General features: G+C 52.3%; 18 protein-coding genes. 16 read left to right on the forward strand and 2 right to left on the reverse strand.

Going from position 1 to position 18,005, the window contains the following annotated elements; all coding sequences use genetic code 11:
• Positions 1-6 precede the first annotated feature (6 nt).
• The 12 genes from H8S44_RS07635 (at position 7) to H8S44_RS07690 (ending at position 12,304) form a co-directional block, all read left to right on the forward strand.
• Positions 7-1,062, forward strand: coding sequence for a lactonase family protein (locus H8S44_RS07635; RefSeq protein WP_186871953.1), 1,056 nt, complete (start codon positions 7-9; stop codon positions 1,060-1,062).
• Between the two features lie 229 nt (positions 1,063-1,291).
• Positions 1,292-1,858 carry a PduL/EutD family phosphate acyltransferase gene (locus H8S44_RS07640; RefSeq protein ID WP_186871954.1) on the forward strand — a complete coding sequence of 189 codons (567 nt, stop codon included), beginning with the start codon at positions 1,292-1,294 and terminating at the stop codon, positions 1,856-1,858.
• A 39-nt stretch (positions 1,859-1,897) separates the two neighbouring features.
• Positions 1,898-3,091, forward strand: coding sequence for an acetate/propionate family kinase (locus tag H8S44_RS07645; protein ID WP_186871955.1), 1,194 nt, complete (start codon positions 1,898-1,900; stop codon positions 3,089-3,091).
• 58 nt (positions 3,092-3,149) lie between these two features.
• Positions 3,150-3,671 carry a YceD family protein gene (locus H8S44_RS07650; RefSeq protein ID WP_186871956.1) on the forward strand — a complete coding sequence of 174 codons (522 nt, stop codon included), beginning with the start codon at positions 3,150-3,152 and terminating at the stop codon, positions 3,669-3,671.
• Between the two features lie 18 nt (positions 3,672-3,689).
• The gene (gene rpmF, locus H8S44_RS07655; protein WP_158364437.1) at positions 3,690-3,869 is read left to right on the forward strand and encodes a 50S ribosomal protein L32; all 180 of its coding nucleotides are present in this window, start codon (positions 3,690-3,692) and stop codon (positions 3,867-3,869) included.
• Positions 3,870-3,999: 130 nt separating this feature from the next.
• Positions 4,000-4,680: a response regulator transcription factor gene (locus H8S44_RS07660; protein WP_186871957.1), complete on the forward strand. Its 681-nt coding sequence runs from the start codon at positions 4,000-4,002 to the stop codon at positions 4,678-4,680.
• 19 nt (positions 4,681-4,699) lie between these two features.
• A complete protein-coding gene (locus tag H8S44_RS07665; RefSeq protein WP_186871958.1) occupies positions 4,700-6,184 on the forward strand; it encodes a sensor histidine kinase in 1,485 nt (494 codons plus the stop codon).
• A 113-nt stretch (positions 6,185-6,297) separates the two neighbouring features.
• On the forward strand, positions 6,298-6,999 hold the full coding sequence (locus H8S44_RS07670; protein ID WP_186997534.1) for a helix-hairpin-helix domain-containing protein: 702 nt from the start codon (positions 6,298-6,300) through the stop codon (positions 6,997-6,999).
• Between the two features lie 12 nt (positions 7,000-7,011).
• On the forward strand, positions 7,012-7,698 hold the full coding sequence (locus H8S44_RS07675) for a response regulator transcription factor (RefSeq protein WP_186871960.1): 687 nt from the start codon (positions 7,012-7,014) through the stop codon (positions 7,696-7,698).
• A gap of 16 nt (positions 7,699-7,714) precedes the next feature.
• Complete coding sequence (locus H8S44_RS07680) at positions 7,715-9,112, forward strand: sensor histidine kinase (protein ID WP_243167518.1); 1,398 nt, start codon at positions 7,715-7,717, stop codon at positions 9,110-9,112.
• 10 nt (positions 9,113-9,122) lie between these two features.
• Positions 9,123-10,070, forward strand: a complete 948-nt coding sequence (locus tag H8S44_RS07685) for a GerMN domain-containing protein (protein ID WP_186871962.1) — start codon at positions 9,123-9,125, stop codon at positions 10,068-10,070.
• An 8-nt stretch (positions 10,071-10,078) separates the two neighbouring features.
• Positions 10,079-12,304, forward strand: a complete 2,226-nt coding sequence (locus H8S44_RS07690; protein WP_186871963.1) for a DNA internalization-related competence protein ComEC/Rec2 — start codon at positions 10,079-10,081, stop codon at positions 12,302-12,304.
• On the opposite strand, the gene holA is transcribed toward H8S44_RS07690, so the two are convergent.
• Complete coding sequence (gene holA, locus H8S44_RS07695) at positions 12,270-13,259, reverse strand: DNA polymerase III subunit delta (RefSeq protein ID WP_186871964.1); 990 nt, start codon at positions 13,257-13,259, stop codon at positions 12,270-12,272. The two genes, H8S44_RS07690 and holA, sit on opposite strands and share 35 nt — an antisense overlap.
• Positions 13,260-13,485: 226 nt before the next feature.
• Entirely contained in the window at positions 13,486-13,749 is a 264-nt protein-coding gene (rpsT, locus tag H8S44_RS07700; RefSeq protein WP_186871965.1) for a 30S ribosomal protein S20, read from the reverse strand.
• A gap of 177 nt (positions 13,750-13,926) precedes the next feature.
• On the opposite strand from rpsT, the gene gpr reads away from it, so the two are divergent.
• From gpr to H8S44_RS07720, 4 genes are all read left to right on the forward strand, one after another.
• The gene (gpr, locus tag H8S44_RS07705) at positions 13,927-14,793 is read left to right on the forward strand and encodes a GPR endopeptidase (protein ID WP_186871966.1); all 867 of its coding nucleotides are present in this window, start codon (positions 13,927-13,929) and stop codon (positions 14,791-14,793) included.
• 71 nt (positions 14,794-14,864) lie between these two features.
• Complete coding sequence (spoIIP, locus tag H8S44_RS07710; protein ID WP_243167520.1) at positions 14,865-16,157, forward strand: stage II sporulation protein P; 1,293 nt, start codon at positions 14,865-14,867, stop codon at positions 16,155-16,157.
• Between the two features lie 79 nt (positions 16,158-16,236).
• Positions 16,237-17,592, forward strand: coding sequence for an MATE family efflux transporter (locus tag H8S44_RS07715; RefSeq protein WP_186871967.1), 1,356 nt, complete (start codon positions 16,237-16,239; stop codon positions 17,590-17,592).
• 95 nt (positions 17,593-17,687) lie between these two features.
• Positions 17,688-18,002, forward strand: coding sequence for a DUF6110 family protein (locus tag H8S44_RS07720; protein WP_186871968.1), 315 nt, complete (start codon positions 17,688-17,690; stop codon positions 18,000-18,002).
• The last annotated feature ends 3 nt before the right edge of the window (positions 18,003-18,005 follow it).

Raw genomic sequence — 18,005 nt, forward strand, 5'->3', positions numbered from 1 at the left:
GATACCATGGATAAGAAAAAGTATGTAGCGTATGTGGGAACCTATACCCATGGCAACAGCGTAGGTATCCATATTTTTGACCTGGATGTGGAAAACGGAACCATGAAGGAGCGAAAGGTGATACCCATCAACAATCCATCCTATATCAAGATGTCCCACAACGGAAAGTTCCTTTATTCCATCGCAGACGAGGGGGTACGTTCCTTTACAGTGCAGCCCGACGGCGATCTGGTGCCTTTAAACTGCGCCAGCATCGAGGGCATGCGGGGCTGCTATCTGTCCACGGATAAGGATGACAAGTATCTGTTTGTGGCAGGCTGGCACGACGGAAAAGTGACTGTGATGCGCCTCAATGAGGACGGCACTGTGGGTGAGATGACCGATGAGGTCTTTCACAAGGGCCTGGGCAGCGTGGCGGAGCGGAACTTCCGGCCCCATGTGAACTGCGTGAACCTGACTCCGGACGGAAAGTATCTCTGCGCGGTGGATCTGGGCACTGATCAGATCAAGATCTATAAGTTCAACCACAGAACCGGAAAACTGGAGCTCTTTGATCTGCTGTTCTGCGAGCTGGAGTCCGCGCCCCGAATTATCAAGTTCAGCCGGAGCGGAAAGTTTGCTTATGTGATCAGTGAACTGAAGAATTACATTACTGTATATAAGTACGATGGAAGCGGTAAAAATCCCAAATTTGAGCTGATTCAGACCATGCCCACCCTGAATGATTATCATTCCGCCACCAGCGCGGCCTGCGCCCTGCGTTTCTCCAGGGACGATACCAAGCTGCTCTGCACCAACGCGGGAGATAATACAGCGGGACTTTTCCATGTGGATACAGAGACAGGACTGCTGGAGAAGATCTGTATCCTGCCGATCAGCGGCGATTATCCGAAGGCCATCGACTTCTTCCCGGACAATCAGCATATCATGTCCCTGAACCATGAGAGCAATACCATCACCACCTTTGAGGTACACTACGACAAAAAGTATTTTGCAGCCAAGGGAAAGCCCATTTCCATCGAGACGCCCAACTGCGTTCTGGTGGCGGAAATCAAAGGGTAGAGGGAACGGACAGGCTGCGCTCTGCAGCCCCACGCGTATGCGGAGCCTTGTACCCGCAAAAGTACAAACTTTTTCCAGTCAGGGCTTGAAAAATACGGCGGAAACACCTAAAATAAAGAATAGAATTATGGTGTACATTGTGAAATGTACTATGAGCTGGCGGAATCAGAGAGATTCTGTCGGCTTATAGAACTGTAATAAATCACATAAAAGAAAAGGAGAATGTATCATGAAATTCATCGTTGAAACCTCAGCACGTCACGTACATGTAACACAGGAGGATCTGGAGACTCTGTTCGGTAAGGGTTATGAGCTGACCAAGAAGAAAGACCTGTCTCAGCCTGGTCAGTTTGCCTGTAATGAGAAGGTAACCATCGTAGGAACCAAGAAAGAGATGACAGCATCTATTCTTGGACCGGTTCGTCCGGAGACTCAGGTAGAGCTTTCTCTGACAGATGCCCGTTCCATCGGTGTGGTAGCTCCGGTTCGTGAGTCCGGTGACATCGCAGGCAGCGGCGCATGTAAGCTGGTGGGACCGGCTGGCGAGGTAGAGCTGAAGGAAGGCGTAATCGCAGCAAAGCGTCATATCCACGCTACTCCGGAAGACGCTGAGAAGCTCGGCGTAAAGGACAAGGACGTTGTATCCGTTAAGGTTGACACTGAGGGCAGAAGCCTGGTATTCGGCGATGTAGTCGTTCGTGTAAGCCCGAAGTACGCTCTGGCTATGCATATCGATACCGACGAGTCCAACGCAGCAGGCTGCGGCCGCGAGGTTTATGGCGAAATTGTTCGTTAGTTAACAAGTGAAAGAATAAACAAGGGAGAATACATAGCTATGAAAATTTTAGTAATCAACTGCGGAAGCTCCTCTCTGAAATATCAGCTGATTGATATGGAGAATGAGTCTGTAATGGCAAAAGGTCTCTGTGAGAGAATCGGAATCGAAGGTTCCAAGCTGACACACAAGGCAAACGGCAAAGAGATGGTAGTAGAGCAGGCTATGCCGGCACATACCGAGGCAATCAAGCTGGTTATGCAGGCTCTGGTAGATCCGGAGTACGGCGTAATCAAGGATACCAAGGAGATCTCCGCAGTCGGACACCGCGTTCTGCATGGCGGAAAGGTTTACAGCGATTCTATCGTAGTAGACGAGGATGTAAAGCGCGTAATCCGCGAGTGCTTCGACCTGGGACCGCTGCATAACCCGGCGAACCTGATGGGTATCGAGGCCTGCGAGGCAGCTATGCCCGGAACTCCGAACGTGGCAGTATGGGATACCGGATTCGGTATGAAGATGCCGGAGAAGGCATACCTCTATGCAATCCCCTATGAGTACTATGATAAATACAGCATCCGTCGTTACGGCTTCCACGGCACCAGCCACCTGTTCGTATCCGGCGAGGTTCTGAAGTTCGCTGAGCTTGACCCGGAGAAGGGCAAGGTTATCGTTTGCCACCTGGGCAACGGAGCAAGTATCTCCGCGTCCATCGGCGGCAAGTGCGTAGACACCTCCATGGGTCTGACACCTCTTGAGGGTCTGATCATGGGTACCAGAAGTGGTGACGTTGATCCGGCTGTTGTACAGTTTATCTGCAACAAAGAGGGCAAGGACGTCAATGAGGTTCTGAACATCCTGAACAAGAAGTCCGGTATCCTGGGCATGAGTGATGGTATCTCCAGCGACTTCCGCGATGTCGGAAAGGCAGCAGAGGAAGGCAACCATCATGCACAGGTAGCTCTGGATGCATTCATCTACCGCGTAGCAAAATACATCGGCGCGTACACAGCAGCCATGAATGGTGTAGACGCTATCGCCTTTACAGCAGGCGTAGGCGAGAACGATATCGAGAGCCGTAAGAAGATCTGTGAGTACCTGGGATACCTGGGCGTAGAGATCGACGACGAGGCAAATAACTGCCGTGGCAAGGTACAGATGATTTCTACTCCGAATTCTAAGGTTAAGGTAATGGTTTACCCGACCAACGAGGAGCTGGCTATTGCGCGTGAGACCGAGCGTCTGGTAAAATAATGCTTGACAAACCACTGCTGGGTGGTTATAATAGCCTAGTGTGCATTAGGAGAGAACTATGCTGATCAATTTGACAGATGTTTTGTCCTGTGAAGAAAAAGTGGTTAAGAGGACAGTGGAGACGGAGTTTCAGTCTTTTGACTCAAGCCTGGGAAGCTTTCCCCTGACGGAGGAAGAACCGCTGAATCTGACGCTTACGAATCTGGGCGGCGATAAGCTGCTGGTAGAGGGTGAGCAGAAGTTCGTGGCGAAGATTCCCTGTGACCGCTGTCTGACCGAAACAGAGGTGCCCATTGAGATTTTCTTTTCCAAGGAGATCGACATGAAGCAGTCTGCGGAAGGAAGAATCGACGATCTGGACGAAACCGATTTTATCGATGGATACAACCTGGACACAGAAAAGCTGGTGTACGGCGAGCTTCTGCTGAACTGGCCCATGAAGACGCTGTGCAGGGATGACTGTAAAGGCATCTGTAAGAAATGCGGTAAGAATCTGAATGAGGGCGACTGCGGCTGTGATACGGTGGAGTTGGATCCGAGAATGGCGGTTATAGCCGACATATTTAAAAACAGTAAGTGATTAGAGGAGGTGTAACCTGTGTCTATTTGTCCTAAGAATAAATCTTCCAAGGGAAGAAGAGATAAGAGAAGAGCAAACTGGAAGATGAGTGCTATGAATCTTGTAAAGTGCAGCAAGTGCGGCGCCCTGATGATGCCTCATAGAGTTTGCAAGTCCTGCGGAAGCTACAACAAGAAAGAGATCATCGCTCAGGATTAATTTTGACGAAAAAGACGGAGTAGTAGAATCAAAAGATTTTACTATTCCGTTTTTTTATGCCGAATTTTCACAAAAGGATCATAATTATCTGGTATAATTCTATTAAAATGCCCTGTGAGGAGGATGGAACATGGAGAAGTTAAAAATTCTTGTGGTAGATGACGAAAGCAGAATGCGGAAGCTGGTGCGGGATTTCCTGGTAAAGCAGAATTTTGAAGTGCTGGAGGCCGGAGACGGAGTCGAGGCCCTGGATGTGTTTTTCGGCACAGAGGGCATCGCCCTGGTGATTCTGGATGTTATGATGCCAAAGATGGATGGCTGGCAGGTCTGCCGGGAGATCCGCTCCTATTCCAAGGTTCCCATCATCATGCTGACAGCCAAAAGCGACGAGCGGGATGAGCTGCAGGGCTTTGAACTGGGTGTGGACGAGTATATTTCCAAGCCCTTCAGTCCGAAGATCCTGGTGGCCCGGGTGGAGGCGATCCTGCGCCGGACCAGTACCCGCGGGGCGGAGGATGTGCTGAGCGTCAGCGGCATTGAGCTGAATAAGGCGGCTCATATTGTAAAGGTGGACGGAAAACAGCTGGATCTGAGCTTCAAGGAATTTGAGCTTCTGACTTACTTTATGGAGAATCAGGGCATCGCCCTGTCCAGGGAAAAGATCCTGAATAATGTGTGGAATTATGATTATTTCGGAGATGCCAGAACCATTGATACCCATGTGAAAAAGCTGCGGAGCAAGCTGGGAGACAAGGGAGAACTCATCAAGACCATCTGGGGTATGGGTTATAAGTTTGAGGCAGCCGAGTAAGGAACTGAGGGGATAAGAAATGAAGCATTCAATCAAGCGCCAGATGGCGGCCATTTTTATCGGTGTGATAGCGGGCACCTTTTTGTGCTGCGCCCTCATCAATGCCTTTTTCCTGAAGGATTATTATATGGCGGACAAGAAGAAGGCCATCGTCAGCGCCTATGAGGTGCTGAATTCCGGAGTCAGCAGCGGCAAGTACGAGGATAATACCTTCAAAACCAGACTGGAGGGCATCTGCAATACGGATAACATCTCCATCTTTGTCATGGATAACAGCGGCGAGCCCAAGCTGGCCACGAACCGGGATTATCAGATGCTGCAGAAAAAGCTGTACAGCTATATTTTTGAGACAGACGCCAGGGACACGGTGGTGCTGGATACCACGGACAAGTATGTGATCCGGGAGTCCCAGGATCGGATGCTCCAGGCAGATTATCTGGAGATCGTAGGAACCCTGGATTCCGGGGAGCCTTTTATCATGCAGACGGCCATCGAGAGTATCCGGGACAGCGCGGCTATCTCCAACCGGTTTTTTCTCTATATCGCGGCGGCGGCCATCGGTGTCAGTTCTCTTCTTATCTGGTGGCTTTCCAGACGGATCTCCGAGCCCATCCTGGAGCTTACGGATATCTCCAGACGTATGACAGAGCTGGATTTTAATGCCAAGTTTACTTCTAAGTCAGATAATGAGATCGGTGTACTGGGAGAGCATATCAACCAGTTATCTGAGAATCTGGAACGGACCATTTCGGAGCTGAAGACGGCTAATAATGAGCTTCAGAAAGACATTGAGCAGAAGACCCAGATCGATGAGATGCGAAAGGAATTCCTGTCCAATGTGTCCCATGAGCTGAAGACACCCATAGCCCTGATCCAGGGCTATGCGGAGGGACTGAAGGAGTGTATTAACGACGATCCGGAGAGCCGGGACTTTTACTGCGAGGTCATCATGGACGAGGCAGGCAAGATGAATACCATGGTGAAGAATCTGTTGTCCTTAAATCAGCTGGAATTCGGAAACGATGTGGTGACCATGGAGCGCTTTGATATCGCGGCACTGATCCGAAACGTGCTGAATTCTTCCCGGATTCTCATGGAGCAGAAGGGCATCCACTTGATTTTCAAGGAGACGGAACCGGTCTACGTGTGGGCTGACGAGTTCAAGATCGAAGAAGTGGTGACTAATTATATCAGCAATGCCATCAACCACTGTGAGTTTGATAAGGTCATTGAGGTGAAGCTTCAGCAGGAAGAGGAGCTGGTACGGGTCTCTGTATTCAATACGGGGCAGCCCATTCCGGAAGCGGATCTGGATAAGGTCTGGATTAAGTTTTACAAGGTGGACAAGGCCCGCACCCGGGAGTATGGGGGCAGCGGGATCGGTTTGTCCATTGTAAAGGCCATTATGGATTCCCTGCACCGGGAATGCGGCGTCAGAAACTACGAGAATGGGGTGGAGTTCTGGTTTGAGCTGGATGCCAGAGCCATGGAGAACGCAAATTAAAATCAATGGAAAATTAAGAAACTGTTTTTGAAAAATGCTTGTAATCTTCCCAAAACTTCGCTAAAATGAAATAGTCTGTATCGGAGGGGTCTCATCCGCGGAAAGGATGAGAAATGCGAGTAAAACAGATAAAAAACAGAGTAGGGATGATGGTTCTTTTTCTGAGTTTCTGCATGGTTTCCGGCCTGACCGGCTGTAAGGGCCGGGCGGTGCTGTATGACAGCGCCCGGGAGACGAAAACGGCAGCAGAGAATGAGGAGACAGAGTCCGAGGAAACAGCAGAGGAGCTGACAGACCGTACGAAGGAGAACTCTGCAGAGGGCGATGAAGTACAGCAGCCGGACACCGGGCAGACAGAAATGATCCGGATCTATATCTGCGGCGAAGTGACATCCCCCGGAGTTTACGGACTTCCGGCGGGAAGCCGGATTGAGGATGCGGTGCAGGCGGCGGGAGGTATGACGGAAACGGCAGCCCCTACCTGGCTGAATCTGGCTGAGCCCATCACAGACGGCCAGAAGATAGAAGTACCTTCTGAGGAAAAAGCACAGAAGTGGGAAGAAGCCAGACTCGGGACCGGGACGGATATGGGGAGTGACGGGACCTCCGGGATCCAGTCGTCAGAAAAGGTGAACCTGAACCGGGCCACAGCCCAGGAGCTCATGACCCTTCCGGGGATCGGAGAGTCCAAGGCCGGAGAGATCATCCGGTACCGGGAGGCCCACGGCGCGTTTTCCAAACCGGAAGATCTGATGAAGATTCCGGGCATCAAAGAAGGGGTTTTTCATAAAATTCAAGATCAAATAACAGTATGACGAGGCGGGAACATGGGAAAGAAAGTATTGGTAGTAGACGATGAAAAGCTGATAGTGAAAGGACTGCGTTTCAGTCTGGAACAGGACGACATGGAAGTGGACTGTGCCTACGACGGAGAAGAGGCCCTGGAGTACGCCAGAGCGAAGGAATACGATATCGTGCTTTTGGATGTGATGCTTCCCAAGCTGGATGGTTTTCAGGTCTGCCAGCAGATACGGGAATTTTCCAATATGCCCATCATTATGCTGACGGCAAAGGGCGACGACATGGATAAGATTCTGGGTCTGGAATACGGTGCAGACGATTATATTACGAAGCCCTTCAATATTCTGGAGATCAAGGCCCGCATGAAAGCCATCATGCGCCGGACCGGCGGAACAGAAAAGGAGAAAAAGGGAAAGACTGTGGAAGCCGCGGATCTGAAGATGGATCTGGACAGCCGCCGTCTCTTTATCGAGGGCCGTGAGATCAATCTGACGGCCAAGGAGTTCGATCTGCTGGAGCTGATGGCAGTGAACCCGGGCAAGGTATACAGCCGGGAGAATCTGCTGAATACGGTCTGGGGCTACGAGTACCCGGGCGATGTGCGTACCGTGGATGTTCATATCCGAAGACTGCGGGAAAAGATCGAGACGAATCCCAGCGAGCCGAAATACGTTCATACGAAGTGGGGAGTGGGCTATTATTTCCAGGCATAGAATCATATTTTCCTATTTGAAAAGTTTAAAATTCAGAATTCTGCTGGTGTTGCTGGTGGCCGTGTGGCTGCCTATGCTGCTGGTAGCCTTCAGCATTCTCAGAAGCTGTGAGGAGCGGTCTATCGCGGCCCGGAGCACGGAGGTGCAGAACCAGTGCAGGATTCTGTCTAATCAGCTGGTCGGGTCTCACTATCTGGAGAACCCGTCTTCCGATCTGGTGGACGGAGAACTCACACAGCTTTCCGGCGTCTATGACGGTCGGATCATCATTATCAATCAGGATTTCCGCGTGGTCAAGGATACTTATGGCCTGGTGGAGAGCAAATATATGGTATCAGAGGAAGTCATCAGCTGCTTTAAGGGAGATACCACCAATCAGGTCTCCGGCAGCCGGTTTATCGAGATGACTGTGCCCATCCAGGAAACAGACTCAGCGAAGATCGTGGGTGTACTGCTGGTGAGTATTTCCATCGACGGAATCAGGGATAATCTGGAGGTGCTCACCAGGAATGCCTGGACCTTTCTGATGGTCTATGGTGTGCTGATGACTGTGGCGGCCATGTTCCTGTCCTATCTGCTGGTGCGTCCGGTGGAGCGGATCATCCGGGGGCTGCAGGAGATCGCCAGCGGCCATTCCAGCGAGGATCTGGAGGTGCGGACCTACACGGAGACCCGCCGGATCTCTGAGGAATTCAATAAGATCAGTATGCAGATGCGGGTGCTGGACGAGTCCCGTCAGGAGTTTGTATCCAACGTGTCCCATGAACTGAAGACGCCCATTACCTCTATGAAGGTACTGGCGGATTCCCTGCTGACCCAGGAAGAGGTACCAAATGAGCTTTATCGGGAGTTCATGGGCGATATCGCCGAAGAGATCGAGCGGGAGAATAAGATTATTACCGATCTGCTGTCCCTGGTAAAGATGGATAAGAAGGCTGCGACCCTGAATATTGAACCGGTAGATATGAACGATCTGCTGGAACTGATTCTGAAGCGGCTGCGCCCCATCGCCGCAAAGAAGAATATCGAGATGGTGCTGGAAAGCTTCCGTCCGGTGACGGCGGAGGTGGACGAGGGCAGACTGACCCTGGCCTTCACAAACCTGGTGGAGAACGCCATCAAATACAATAAAGAAAACGGCTGGGTACATGTGTCCCTGGACGCGGACCACAAGTTCTTTTATGTGAAGGTTATGGATTCGGGTATGGGAATCCCGGAGGAGTCCCTGGACTATATCTTCGAGCGGTTTTACCGGGTGGACAAGTCCCATTCCAGTGAGATCGACGGGACCGGCCTGGGCCTGGCCATCGCGAAAAGCGCTGTGCTGGTACACAAGGGTGCCATCAAGGTGTCCAGCAAGTTGGGCGAGGGCACCACATTTTCCGTGCGGATTCCGCTGACATATATTGCGTAGGAGGGGTTCTGTGAACCAGAAAAAGAAAACACGGGCGCTGGTTCTTATGCTGCTGACAGGTATCCTGCTTTTGATGGCCGGATGCCGGAAAAAGGAACAGCAGCAGGAAGAGGATACCGGCTACCAGATTTATTATATCAATAAAGAAGAGACTGCCGTAGTGACCGAAAGCTATGAGCCGGAGGCGCAGACCACAGCGGACCTGATCGATGAATTATTACAGCAGCTGAAGACGAATCCGACAGATACGGAGGAAAAGTCTGCCATTCCGAAGAACGTGAGCGTGAGCTCCTGGGAGATAGAGAACGGTCAGCTGTCCCTGCATTTTGGCAGCGGGTATCAGGAAATGAACCGGCTTTACGAGATTTTGTGTCGTTCTGCCGTGGTGCGGACCCTGTGCCAGATTCCGGAAGTGGAAAGCGTCACCTTTTTCATCGGGGATAATCCATTGATGAACCTGGACGAGACACCGGTGGGGCAGATGACTGCAGACAGCTTCGTAGAAAATACAGGCGACGAGATCAATACCTATACCGATACTACCCTGAAGCTGTATTTTGCCAACAAGGCCGGTGACAAGCTGGTGGAGGAGCAGGTGGACGTGCGCTACAGCAGCAATATGTCCGTGGAGAAGCTGGTGGTAGAGCAGCTGATCCGGGGTCCGATTACCAAAGATGTCTATCCGACCATTCCTCCGGAGACGAAAGTGCTCAGTGTTTCTGTGAAGGATGGAATCTGCTATGTGAATCTGAACGACGGATTCCTGGAGCAGGGATATGATTTGACGGAGGCGGTTCCCATCTATTCCATCGTGAACTCTCTGACCGAGATTCCGGGCATCAGCAAGGTGCAGATTCTGGTGAACGGGGAGACCAACCGGGTCTATCGGGAAAGCATCCGTTTTGACACCGCCTTTGAGCGCAATCTGGATCTGGTGGAAAAAGACGGCCAGAAATAAAAATCAAAATGAAAAAACGACCCTTGTGCCTGGCGGCACTTCTTACGGCGTTCCTGCTCCTGTGTCTTCCGGCGGAGCTCTTCTGGAAGAGCTCCTGCCTGAGTGAGGGCAGGGGAGCGCCGGACTTTATCAGCGGAGAGGTCTGCGGGCTGGACCCGGACGGAAGAACCGTCCGACTGGAACATACGAATGTATCTGATACCGGAATTCTTCTGGTGTATTTCAAAGCCGAACAAGAGATTTCCATCGGCAATCTTCTCAGAATCGAAGAAAATTTCACATTAAAGGAGCCGGAAGCTCCCACCAATCCGGGACAGTTTGACGGGAGAGCTTATAACCAGACCCAGGATATCGTACTGATCTGCTACGCAGACCGGGCAGTGGTGACGGATGCGAAAGAACGGTATCCGGCCCAGTGGCTGTATCTGGCAGGGCAGAAGCTTCAGAGACGCCTGGAGCAGGTGTTCCCGGAGCAGGACGCGGAAGTCCTGAAGGCCATGCTTCTGGGGGAACGCTCCGGCCTTTCAGCAGAGGTAAAAAGCGTCTACCAGAGGAGCGGCATGTCCCATCTGCTGGCCATATCGGGTCTTCACGTATCATTCCTGGGGATGGGCCTTTATCGGCTGCTCCGGAGACTGGGTGGCTCCTGGGTTAGCGCCGGTTTTCCTGCGGGAGCGGCTATTCTCTTCTATGGGCTGCTCACCGGCATGAGTACGTCCACGGCCCGGGCTGTGATCATGCTTTTGGTGGCTCTTGGGGCGGATATCCTGGGAAGAAGCTATGATCTTCTGACGGCCCTGGCCATGGGAGCGCTGCTTTTGCTGGCGGATCAGCCGCTTCTGGTGCGGGCTCCCTCTTTTTTGCTGTCCTTCGGGGCAGTGCTGGGAATCGGTCTGGTGTTTCCGGTTCTGCGGGACTATTTTCCGCCTGCTGGGAAGCGCCTGCAGGCTTTGGGGGCGGGGGTGGCCATCCAGCTTGTGACCCTGCCGCTGGTGGCTTACTTCTATTATGAGGTTCCGGTGTACGGGATGTTCCTGAATCTTCTGGTGGTTCCCCTTATGAGCCTGGTGATGGTGTCAGGGCTTTCCGCTCTGGGCCTTACATTTCTTTCGGTGAAGCTGGCCGGAATCCCGGCGTGGCTCTGTTCTTTGCTGCTTCGAAGTTTTTCCCTTCTGGGAAGCTTGTCCCTGAAGCTTCCGGGCGCGGTGTGGGTTTGCGGGAAACCGAAGAAATGGCAGATGGCTCTGTATTATGGCGGGCTTGTGCTGTGGCTGTGGAAACACTATCAGAACCCGGAAAAAGAGAAAGAAAGGGCACAGGAGAAGGAGCGGACGCAGAAGAAAGGTTCAAAACTGAGACAGTGTCGGAAACTGCTGCCCATCCTGATGCTGATGCTATTGCTTTTCTGGCGGACAGACCGGGGCTTTTCCTTTACCATGCTGGATGTGGGACAGGGAGACGGGCTGTTTCTGCGGACCGGTCAGGGAACGACTCTGCTCATAGATGGTGGCAGTACAGATGTGAAACAGGTGGGAACCTATCGAATTCTGCCTTTCTTAAAGGCGAAGGGGGTAGGAACGTTGGATTACATGCTGGTGACGCATACGGATGAGGATCATATTTCAGGACTGCGGGAAATTCTGGAGGAGGCCGGGAAGCCGGGCGGTGTCCGGGTCCGGCAACTGCTTCTGACCGGTCAGGCCAGAAAGCGGGAGCAGGGACGGAAGCTGGAAGAACTGGCAGAAAAAGCCGGTACGGCGGTACGGGAGGTACAGGAGGGAAGCCTGATCCGGGAGCGGGATACGCTCCTTTCCTGTCTCCACCCGGAAAAGAAGGGGGAATATGAGGATGTGAACGGGGAATCGGAGGTGTGGCTGGTGGAATATAAGGAATTCCGGCTGCTTCTCACCGGAGATTTGGGAGAGCAGCAGGAGCAGGAGATACGGGAACGGGAAAAGAAGAGGGGAGAAAGTCTGTCCTGTCAGGTACTGAAGGCGGGCCATCACGGCTCCCGGTATTCCTCCTCTGAAGAGTGGCTTCAGCAGGTGAAGCCGGAATTGACACTGATTTCCTGCGGGGCGGACAATCACTACGGCCATCCCCATGGGGAGACTCTGGAGAGGCTGGCGGCTGTGGGCAGCGAGATTCTGGTGACAGCAAAAAACGGCGCCGTCACCATACGAAGTGACGGACGCCGCTTTACTGCGGAAGCTTTTGGCTGTATTTCACGATGAGAAGCTCCACGCTTAAGATATCGCTGACGGCTCCTGTTTTTACGGCTTCCTCGGACTCCACACAGTCCCGGACCGCTGCTTCCAGCTGAGTCAGGGTGAAGCTGCGGGCCTGGGCCATACAGCGGCCTGCCACAAAGGGAGCGATCTGAGCCCGGGAAGCGATTGCGTTCTTGTCCAGTCCTTTGGCAGCCAGGCTTTTGACCAGAAGTAGTTGATTGAACTGTCGGGCGATAAGAAAGAGGATCCGCATGGGCGGCTCCTTTAGGGCCAGCAGGTCGTAGTAGAGCTCCAGGGCTTTTTTCTGATTCTTCTCAGCGATGGCACGGATCATTTCAAAGATCTGTCCGGTGGTCTGCATGGTACAGATGGCATTCACATCCTCCGAGGTAATCACGTCCCGCCCCAGAGTGTAGCTTAAGAGCTTATCCAGTTCCATGGAGATATTTTCCATGTCGGTGCCCGTATGTTCCAGAAAGGTACGCAGGGTGGTCTCGGTGATCTGACGGTTTTCCTTTTTCAGGGTGCTCAGAATCCACTTCATCAGAGTGCGCTCGTCCTGGACCTGAAACTCGGTGACCCGGCCATACTTCTGGACTGCCTTGTAGAGCCGGTTCCGCTTGTCCACTTCCGTTTCCACGAAAAGGAGACAGGTGGTATCAGGCATGGTGGGCAGATAGTCCGCCAGCTCGTCGCATTTATTTTTGAAAAAACCGCTGTCTTCGATGAGAATCAGGCGGCGTTCTGCGAAAAAGGGCAGGGTGTCTGCCAGGCTGATGATTTCGGCGGGCAGAATCCCTTTCCCCTCGAACCGGGAGAAATTCATGGTGTCCGAGGGATCAGACAGGGCATTTTTCAGCCGGTTTTTATACTGGTTCCGCAAATAGGCCTCTTCCCCGAAGAGCAGGTAGGAAGTTTTGAAGCTGCCATTCCGGATATCCTCCGCAAGCATTTTCATAAGAGGGCACCTCCATGGGATTATGGTATAAAAAAGAATGTGCCATAGGCACATTCTTGCGCCGAGGCGTGGTTGCTTTGGCAACCATCTACCACTGCGCCGAGTGCGCATCTTTGCAAGCTCTGCTTGCTTTTATGGAATAGGGAATTCTATCGGAATTCCCTATTCCATAAAAAAGACACCCAAATGACGGAATGGGTGTCTTTTGATTTCATGTCTATCGAAATTAAGCGATGCTGTTAACAGCCTTGGTCAGACGGGAAATCTTACGGGAAGTTGTGTTCTTATGATAAACTCCCTTAGAAGTCGCCTTGCTCATTGTAGAGATAGCAGCCTTTAAGCAAGCCTTTGCAGTCTCAACATCCTTTGCAGCAACTGCAGCATCTACTTTCTTGATTGCAGTCTTAACCTCAGACTTGATAGCCTTATTTCTGGCTGTTCTGGTTTCAGCAACCTGAATTCTCTTCTTTGCAGATTTAATGTTAGCCAATCCGTACACCTCCAAACCATGTTTAAAATAAGCTTATTTTTTACATGTTCCGTAAAAGCCGGACACGGTCGTCTTTACAAAACATACTCATATATTTTATGATAGGAACACGTTTCTGTCAATACATAATTCTCAAAAAAAGAGAAAAACTATAAGAAAACAGAAAGGAACAGAAAAATGGAAGGACAGTTTCGGGTTCGGACGGATCTGGCGCTGGAGGCCAGAGAGTGTTTTGAGGAAGATACAGAGCTTCGCGGTGTGGAGATCGAGGAGTCTTATGATGAAGAACGGGATATCCGGGTTACCAGGGTGCGTATTACCACAGAAAACGGGGCAAAGGCCATGGGGAAGCCCATGGGAACCTACCTGACCCTGGAGGCCCCAAGGCTTTCTGAGCCGGACGAGGATTATCACCGGGAGGTGTCAGTGAAGCTGGCGGAGTATCTGAGAAAGCTTCTGCATACGGAAGAGGAGCGATCGATTCTGGTGGTGGGGCTTGGAAACCGGGAAGTGACGCCGGACGCCCTGGGACCTGAGGCAGTGGGAAATCTTCTGATCACCCGGCATGTGATCCGTGAGTATGGACGGGCGGCCTTTAAGGCAGAGCAGGTTCACCGGGTCAGCGGCCTGGTTCCGGGAGTCATGGCCCAGACCGGTATGGAGACCCTGGAGATCGTCCGGGGTGTGGCACAGGAGACAAAACCAGATGTGATCGTGGTCATCGACGCTCTGGCGGCCAGGAGTACCCGGCGGCTGAACCGGACCATTCAGTTGTCTGATGCGGGGATTCAGCCGGGTTCAGGCGTGGGAAACCACCGAAACAGCCTCTCCCGGGAGACCCTGGGAGTTCCGGTAGTGGCCATCGGCGTGCCTACAGTGGTAGACGCGGCCACCATTGTCTACGATGCCACCGGGGATCGGGAAAAGATAGCACCGAACCTTCACGGAATGTTCGTGACGCCCAAGGATATAGATGAGACTGTCAAAAGTTTAAGCTTTACCATTTCCGAGGCGCTGAATCTGGCCATGGAAGGAAGGACATAATGGACAGGGCTGCCTGGACACATAGAAAAGGAAGGGGCTGAATATACTGATTCCGATATGGGGTGATGCATATGAATCGTATCGGAAGGATAAAAAAGGCCGGAACTGTGGCGGTATGGCTTCTCATGGGACTTCTGGGGTTCCAGATACTGGTCTATGGAGCCAGGGGCCAGTCGGTAAAAAAGCTATTTGTGAGTAGAAGAGTAGAACTGGAGAAGGCAGCGGCCGGACTCCTGTACCCGGGACTGACTTATGCGGCAGGGCAGGAAGAGCAGGGCGGAGCCGGGGAGCTTCTGATCCGGAAAGCCATGGGAATCTTCCCAGTCTACCTCTTTCTGGAGGAACGCCAGCTCTATGAGACGGAGACGGAGAGCTCGGCCGCCTATGAGATCCTGACCCGGGGCGGCATCCACGACGAAAATGAGATCGATGCCCAGACGGGGGAGGCTTTTGATCTGGCCGAACGGATGGAGGAGGAGAACCGGGCAGCTGCCGGGAAGGATGCGGCGGAAACCAACGGAGAGACAGCAGAAGAACCGGCGGAAAATGACGAGACGGATGAAAACGGCGGAGAGGGGGCTTACGCCTACACCATGGAGGAACTGTCGGATTTCACTTTTTTAAAGGAGCATTTCTATGTGGTAGAATCTACCACGGATGTGAGCGCCGATGTACTGGATGCCCGGAACCTGCTTGGCATGGATATGGAACTTCAACAGGATGCTTCCGAGCCTCAGATTCTTATTTACCATACCCATTCCCAGGAGGGGTTTGTGGACTCGGTGCCCGGGGATAACAGTACCACCATCGTGGGGGTGGGCGAGTATCTGACGGAGCTCCTCCGGGATCGGTATGGCTATCAGGTACTACATAATACGAACGTGTATGACTTACGGGATGGGGAGCTGGACAGGAACCGGGCCTACAGCCTGGCGGCGGAGGATGTGAAGCAGATTCTGACGGAGCATCCCTCCATTGAGGTGCTTCTGGATCTGCACCGGGACGGCGTCAATGAAGGAACCCGTCTGGTGACGGAGGTGAACGGAAAGCCCACGGCCCAGTTCATGTTTTTCAATGGCCTCAGCTACAGTAAGAGAAACGGCCCCATTTCCTATCTGGAGAATCCTTACATCCAGGAGAACCTGGCCCTTTCCCTGCAGCTGAAACTGGCCTGTGAGACTTATTATCCGGGGCTCAGCAGAAAAATTTATCTGAAGGGCCTGCGCTATAACCTGCATCTTCGGCCCAAATCTCTTCTGGTGGAGGCGGGAGCCCAGACAAATACACTGGAAGAAATGCGAAACGCCATGGAGCCTCTGGCGGATGTGCTGAACCGGGTGCTGAAGAATCCGGAAAGTCCCTGAAAAAGTACTTGAATTTGAAAATGACTTTGATTATAATAAGCGGCAGAAAATTCAGATACAGACAGGGAAGGACGAAACTATGGAGAAAAATCTGGCCGTGGGAAGCCCGGCAAAGGTGATTGTGAATTTTACTGTTCCGATCTTTATCGGCAATGTGTTTCAGCAGTTTTATAATATGGCAGATACGATTATTGTGGGAAAGTTTGTGGGAACGGGGGCCCTGGCTGCAGTGGGCTCCACAGGGACCATCACCTTCCTGCTGTGGGGGCTTATCATGGGAGCGGCCGCAGGCTTTACGGTGATCACCTCCCAGCGGTTTGGAGCCGGAGATATGGACGGCATGCGAAAGAGCGTGGGCAGCGCGGCGGTGCTGGCTCTGGTTTTCGGCGCGGCCATCACGGTGGTCAGTATGCTGGGAATGCACAGGCTTCTGCTCTTTATGAATACGCCGGAGGATATTTTTGACGGAGCTTATACCTATATTATGATTTTTTGCGGGGGAATCCTGGCCCAGATGCTTTATAACCTCTTATCCTGCATCCTGCGGGCCCTGGGGAACAGCCGGACGCCTCTGTATTTTCTGATTCTGGCGGCGGTGCTGAATATTGTGCTGGATCTGGTCTTTATCGTATGCCTCCGTATGGGAGTAGCCGGAGCGGCCTGGGCCACTGTCATTTCCCAGGGGATTTCGGGACTTTTGTGCCTGATCTATATCATCCGCTGTGTGCCGGCCCTGCATCTCAATCGGTATGATTTCCAGCCGGACGGACACCTGGCCCGGATCCAGATCAGCATCGGTCTGCCCATGGCCTTACAGTACTCCATTACGGCCATCGGTTCCATGATGATGCAGACCTCTTTGAATCTGCTGGGTTCCACCATGGTGGCGGCCTTTACAGCGGCCAGCAAGATCGAGCAGGTCATCAGTCAGGCCTACGTGGCCCTTGGAACCACCATGTCCACTTACTGCGCCCAGAATGTGGGAGCCGGAGAGATCGGACGGGTGCGGAAGGGCTTCGGGGCGGCCACGATCATGGGCTTTCTTTATGCCATCGCCTCCGCGGCCCTTCTGATGACTGTGGGAAAATATATGACTTATCTCTTTGTGTCGGAAGACGCGGCCTCCCTTCTGGACGCGGTGGATCTCTATCTGAAATGCGTCTCAGCCTTCTTCATTCCGCTGACCCTGGTCAATGTGTACCGGAACGGCATGCAGGGCATGGGCTTCGGTCTGCTGCCCATGATGGCCGGCGTGGCAGAGCTGGTGGGGAGAGGCGTGGTGGCTGTGGCAGCCGCTCATTTCCACAGCTATTTCGGAGTCTGCATGGCCAGCCCGGCGGCCTGGGTACTGGCCGGAGGCCTGCTGATCGTCATGTATTATTACGTGCTGAACCATTATTATCATGAACCATTTCTCTACCGTGCAAGAGGTTGATCTGATAAAAATTATCAATAAGAACGGTTAGTCTTGCCTTTGAAAAAAGCGGTGTATATAATCACAAGAAAAAGAAAACATAGGAGGAAATAATCATGTTAAAACTGAAGAATGTAGATTGGAAAAAAGGTGGAATTTTTGCAGCAGGAGTACTTTTTGGCACCGCAGGTATCAAAGCGCTGTCCAGTGATGACGCAAAGAAATTGTACACAAACTGCACCGCAGCCGTACTTCGCGCAAAGACCTGCGTGATGAAGACAGCAGCTACCATCCAGGAGAATGCAGAAGATATCTACGCAGAGGCTCAGCAGATCAATGAGGAGCGTGAGGCTGCAGCAGAGGCTGCTATGGTAGCAGATGCAGAAGCAGCAGAGGTAGCTGCAGAGACCGCAGAGGAAACCGAGGCGTAAGCA

It is taken from the genome of Anaerosacchariphilus hominis, assembly GCF_014290175.1.
GTDB classification, from domain to species: Bacteria; Bacillota; Clostridia; order Lachnospirales; family Lachnospiraceae; genus Laedolimicola; species Laedolimicola hominis.

Excerpts from the sequence above, each read along its gene's own strand:
- gpr (WP_186871966.1), top strand. The coding sequence starts at position 13,927 with ATGGAAGGACAGTTTCGGGTTCGGACGGATCTGGCGCTGGAGGCCAGA.
- H8S44_RS07665 (WP_186871958.1), top strand. The coding sequence starts at position 4,700 with ATGAAGCATTCAATCAAGCGCCAGATGGCGGCCATTTTTATCGGTGTG.
- H8S44_RS07645 (WP_186871955.1), top strand. The coding sequence starts at position 1,898 with ATGAAAATTTTAGTAATCAACTGCGGAAGCTCCTCTCTGAAATATCAG.
- H8S44_RS07660 (WP_186871957.1), top strand. The coding sequence starts at position 4,000 with ATGGAGAAGTTAAAAATTCTTGTGGTAGATGACGAAAGCAGAATGCGG.
- H8S44_RS07715 (WP_186871967.1), top strand. The coding sequence starts at position 16,237 with ATGGAGAAAAATCTGGCCGTGGGAAGCCCGGCAAAGGTGATTGTGAAT.
- H8S44_RS07690 (WP_186871963.1), top strand. The coding sequence starts at position 10,079 with ATGAAAAAACGACCCTTGTGCCTGGCGGCACTTCTTACGGCGTTCCTG.
- holA (WP_186871964.1), bottom strand. The coding sequence starts at position 13,259 with ATGAAAATGCTTGCGGAGGATATCCGGAATGGCAGCTTCAAAACTTCC.
- H8S44_RS07640 (WP_186871954.1), top strand. The coding sequence starts at position 1,292 with ATGAAATTCATCGTTGAAACCTCAGCACGTCACGTACATGTAACACAG.
- spoIIP (WP_243167520.1), top strand. The coding sequence starts at position 14,865 with ATGAATCGTATCGGAAGGATAAAAAAGGCCGGAACTGTGGCGGTATGG.
- H8S44_RS07720 (WP_186871968.1), top strand. The coding sequence starts at position 17,688 with ATGTTAAAACTGAAGAATGTAGATTGGAAAAAAGGTGGAATTTTTGCA.
- H8S44_RS07670 (WP_186997534.1), top strand. The coding sequence starts at position 6,298 with ATGCGAGTAAAACAGATAAAAAACAGAGTAGGGATGATGGTTCTTTTT.
- H8S44_RS07675 (WP_186871960.1), top strand. The coding sequence starts at position 7,012 with ATGGGAAAGAAAGTATTGGTAGTAGACGATGAAAAGCTGATAGTGAAA.
- H8S44_RS07635 (WP_186871953.1), top strand. The coding sequence starts at position 7 with ATGGATAAGAAAAAGTATGTAGCGTATGTGGGAACCTATACCCATGGC.
- H8S44_RS07650 (WP_186871956.1), top strand. The coding sequence starts at position 3,150 with ATGCTGATCAATTTGACAGATGTTTTGTCCTGTGAAGAAAAAGTGGTT.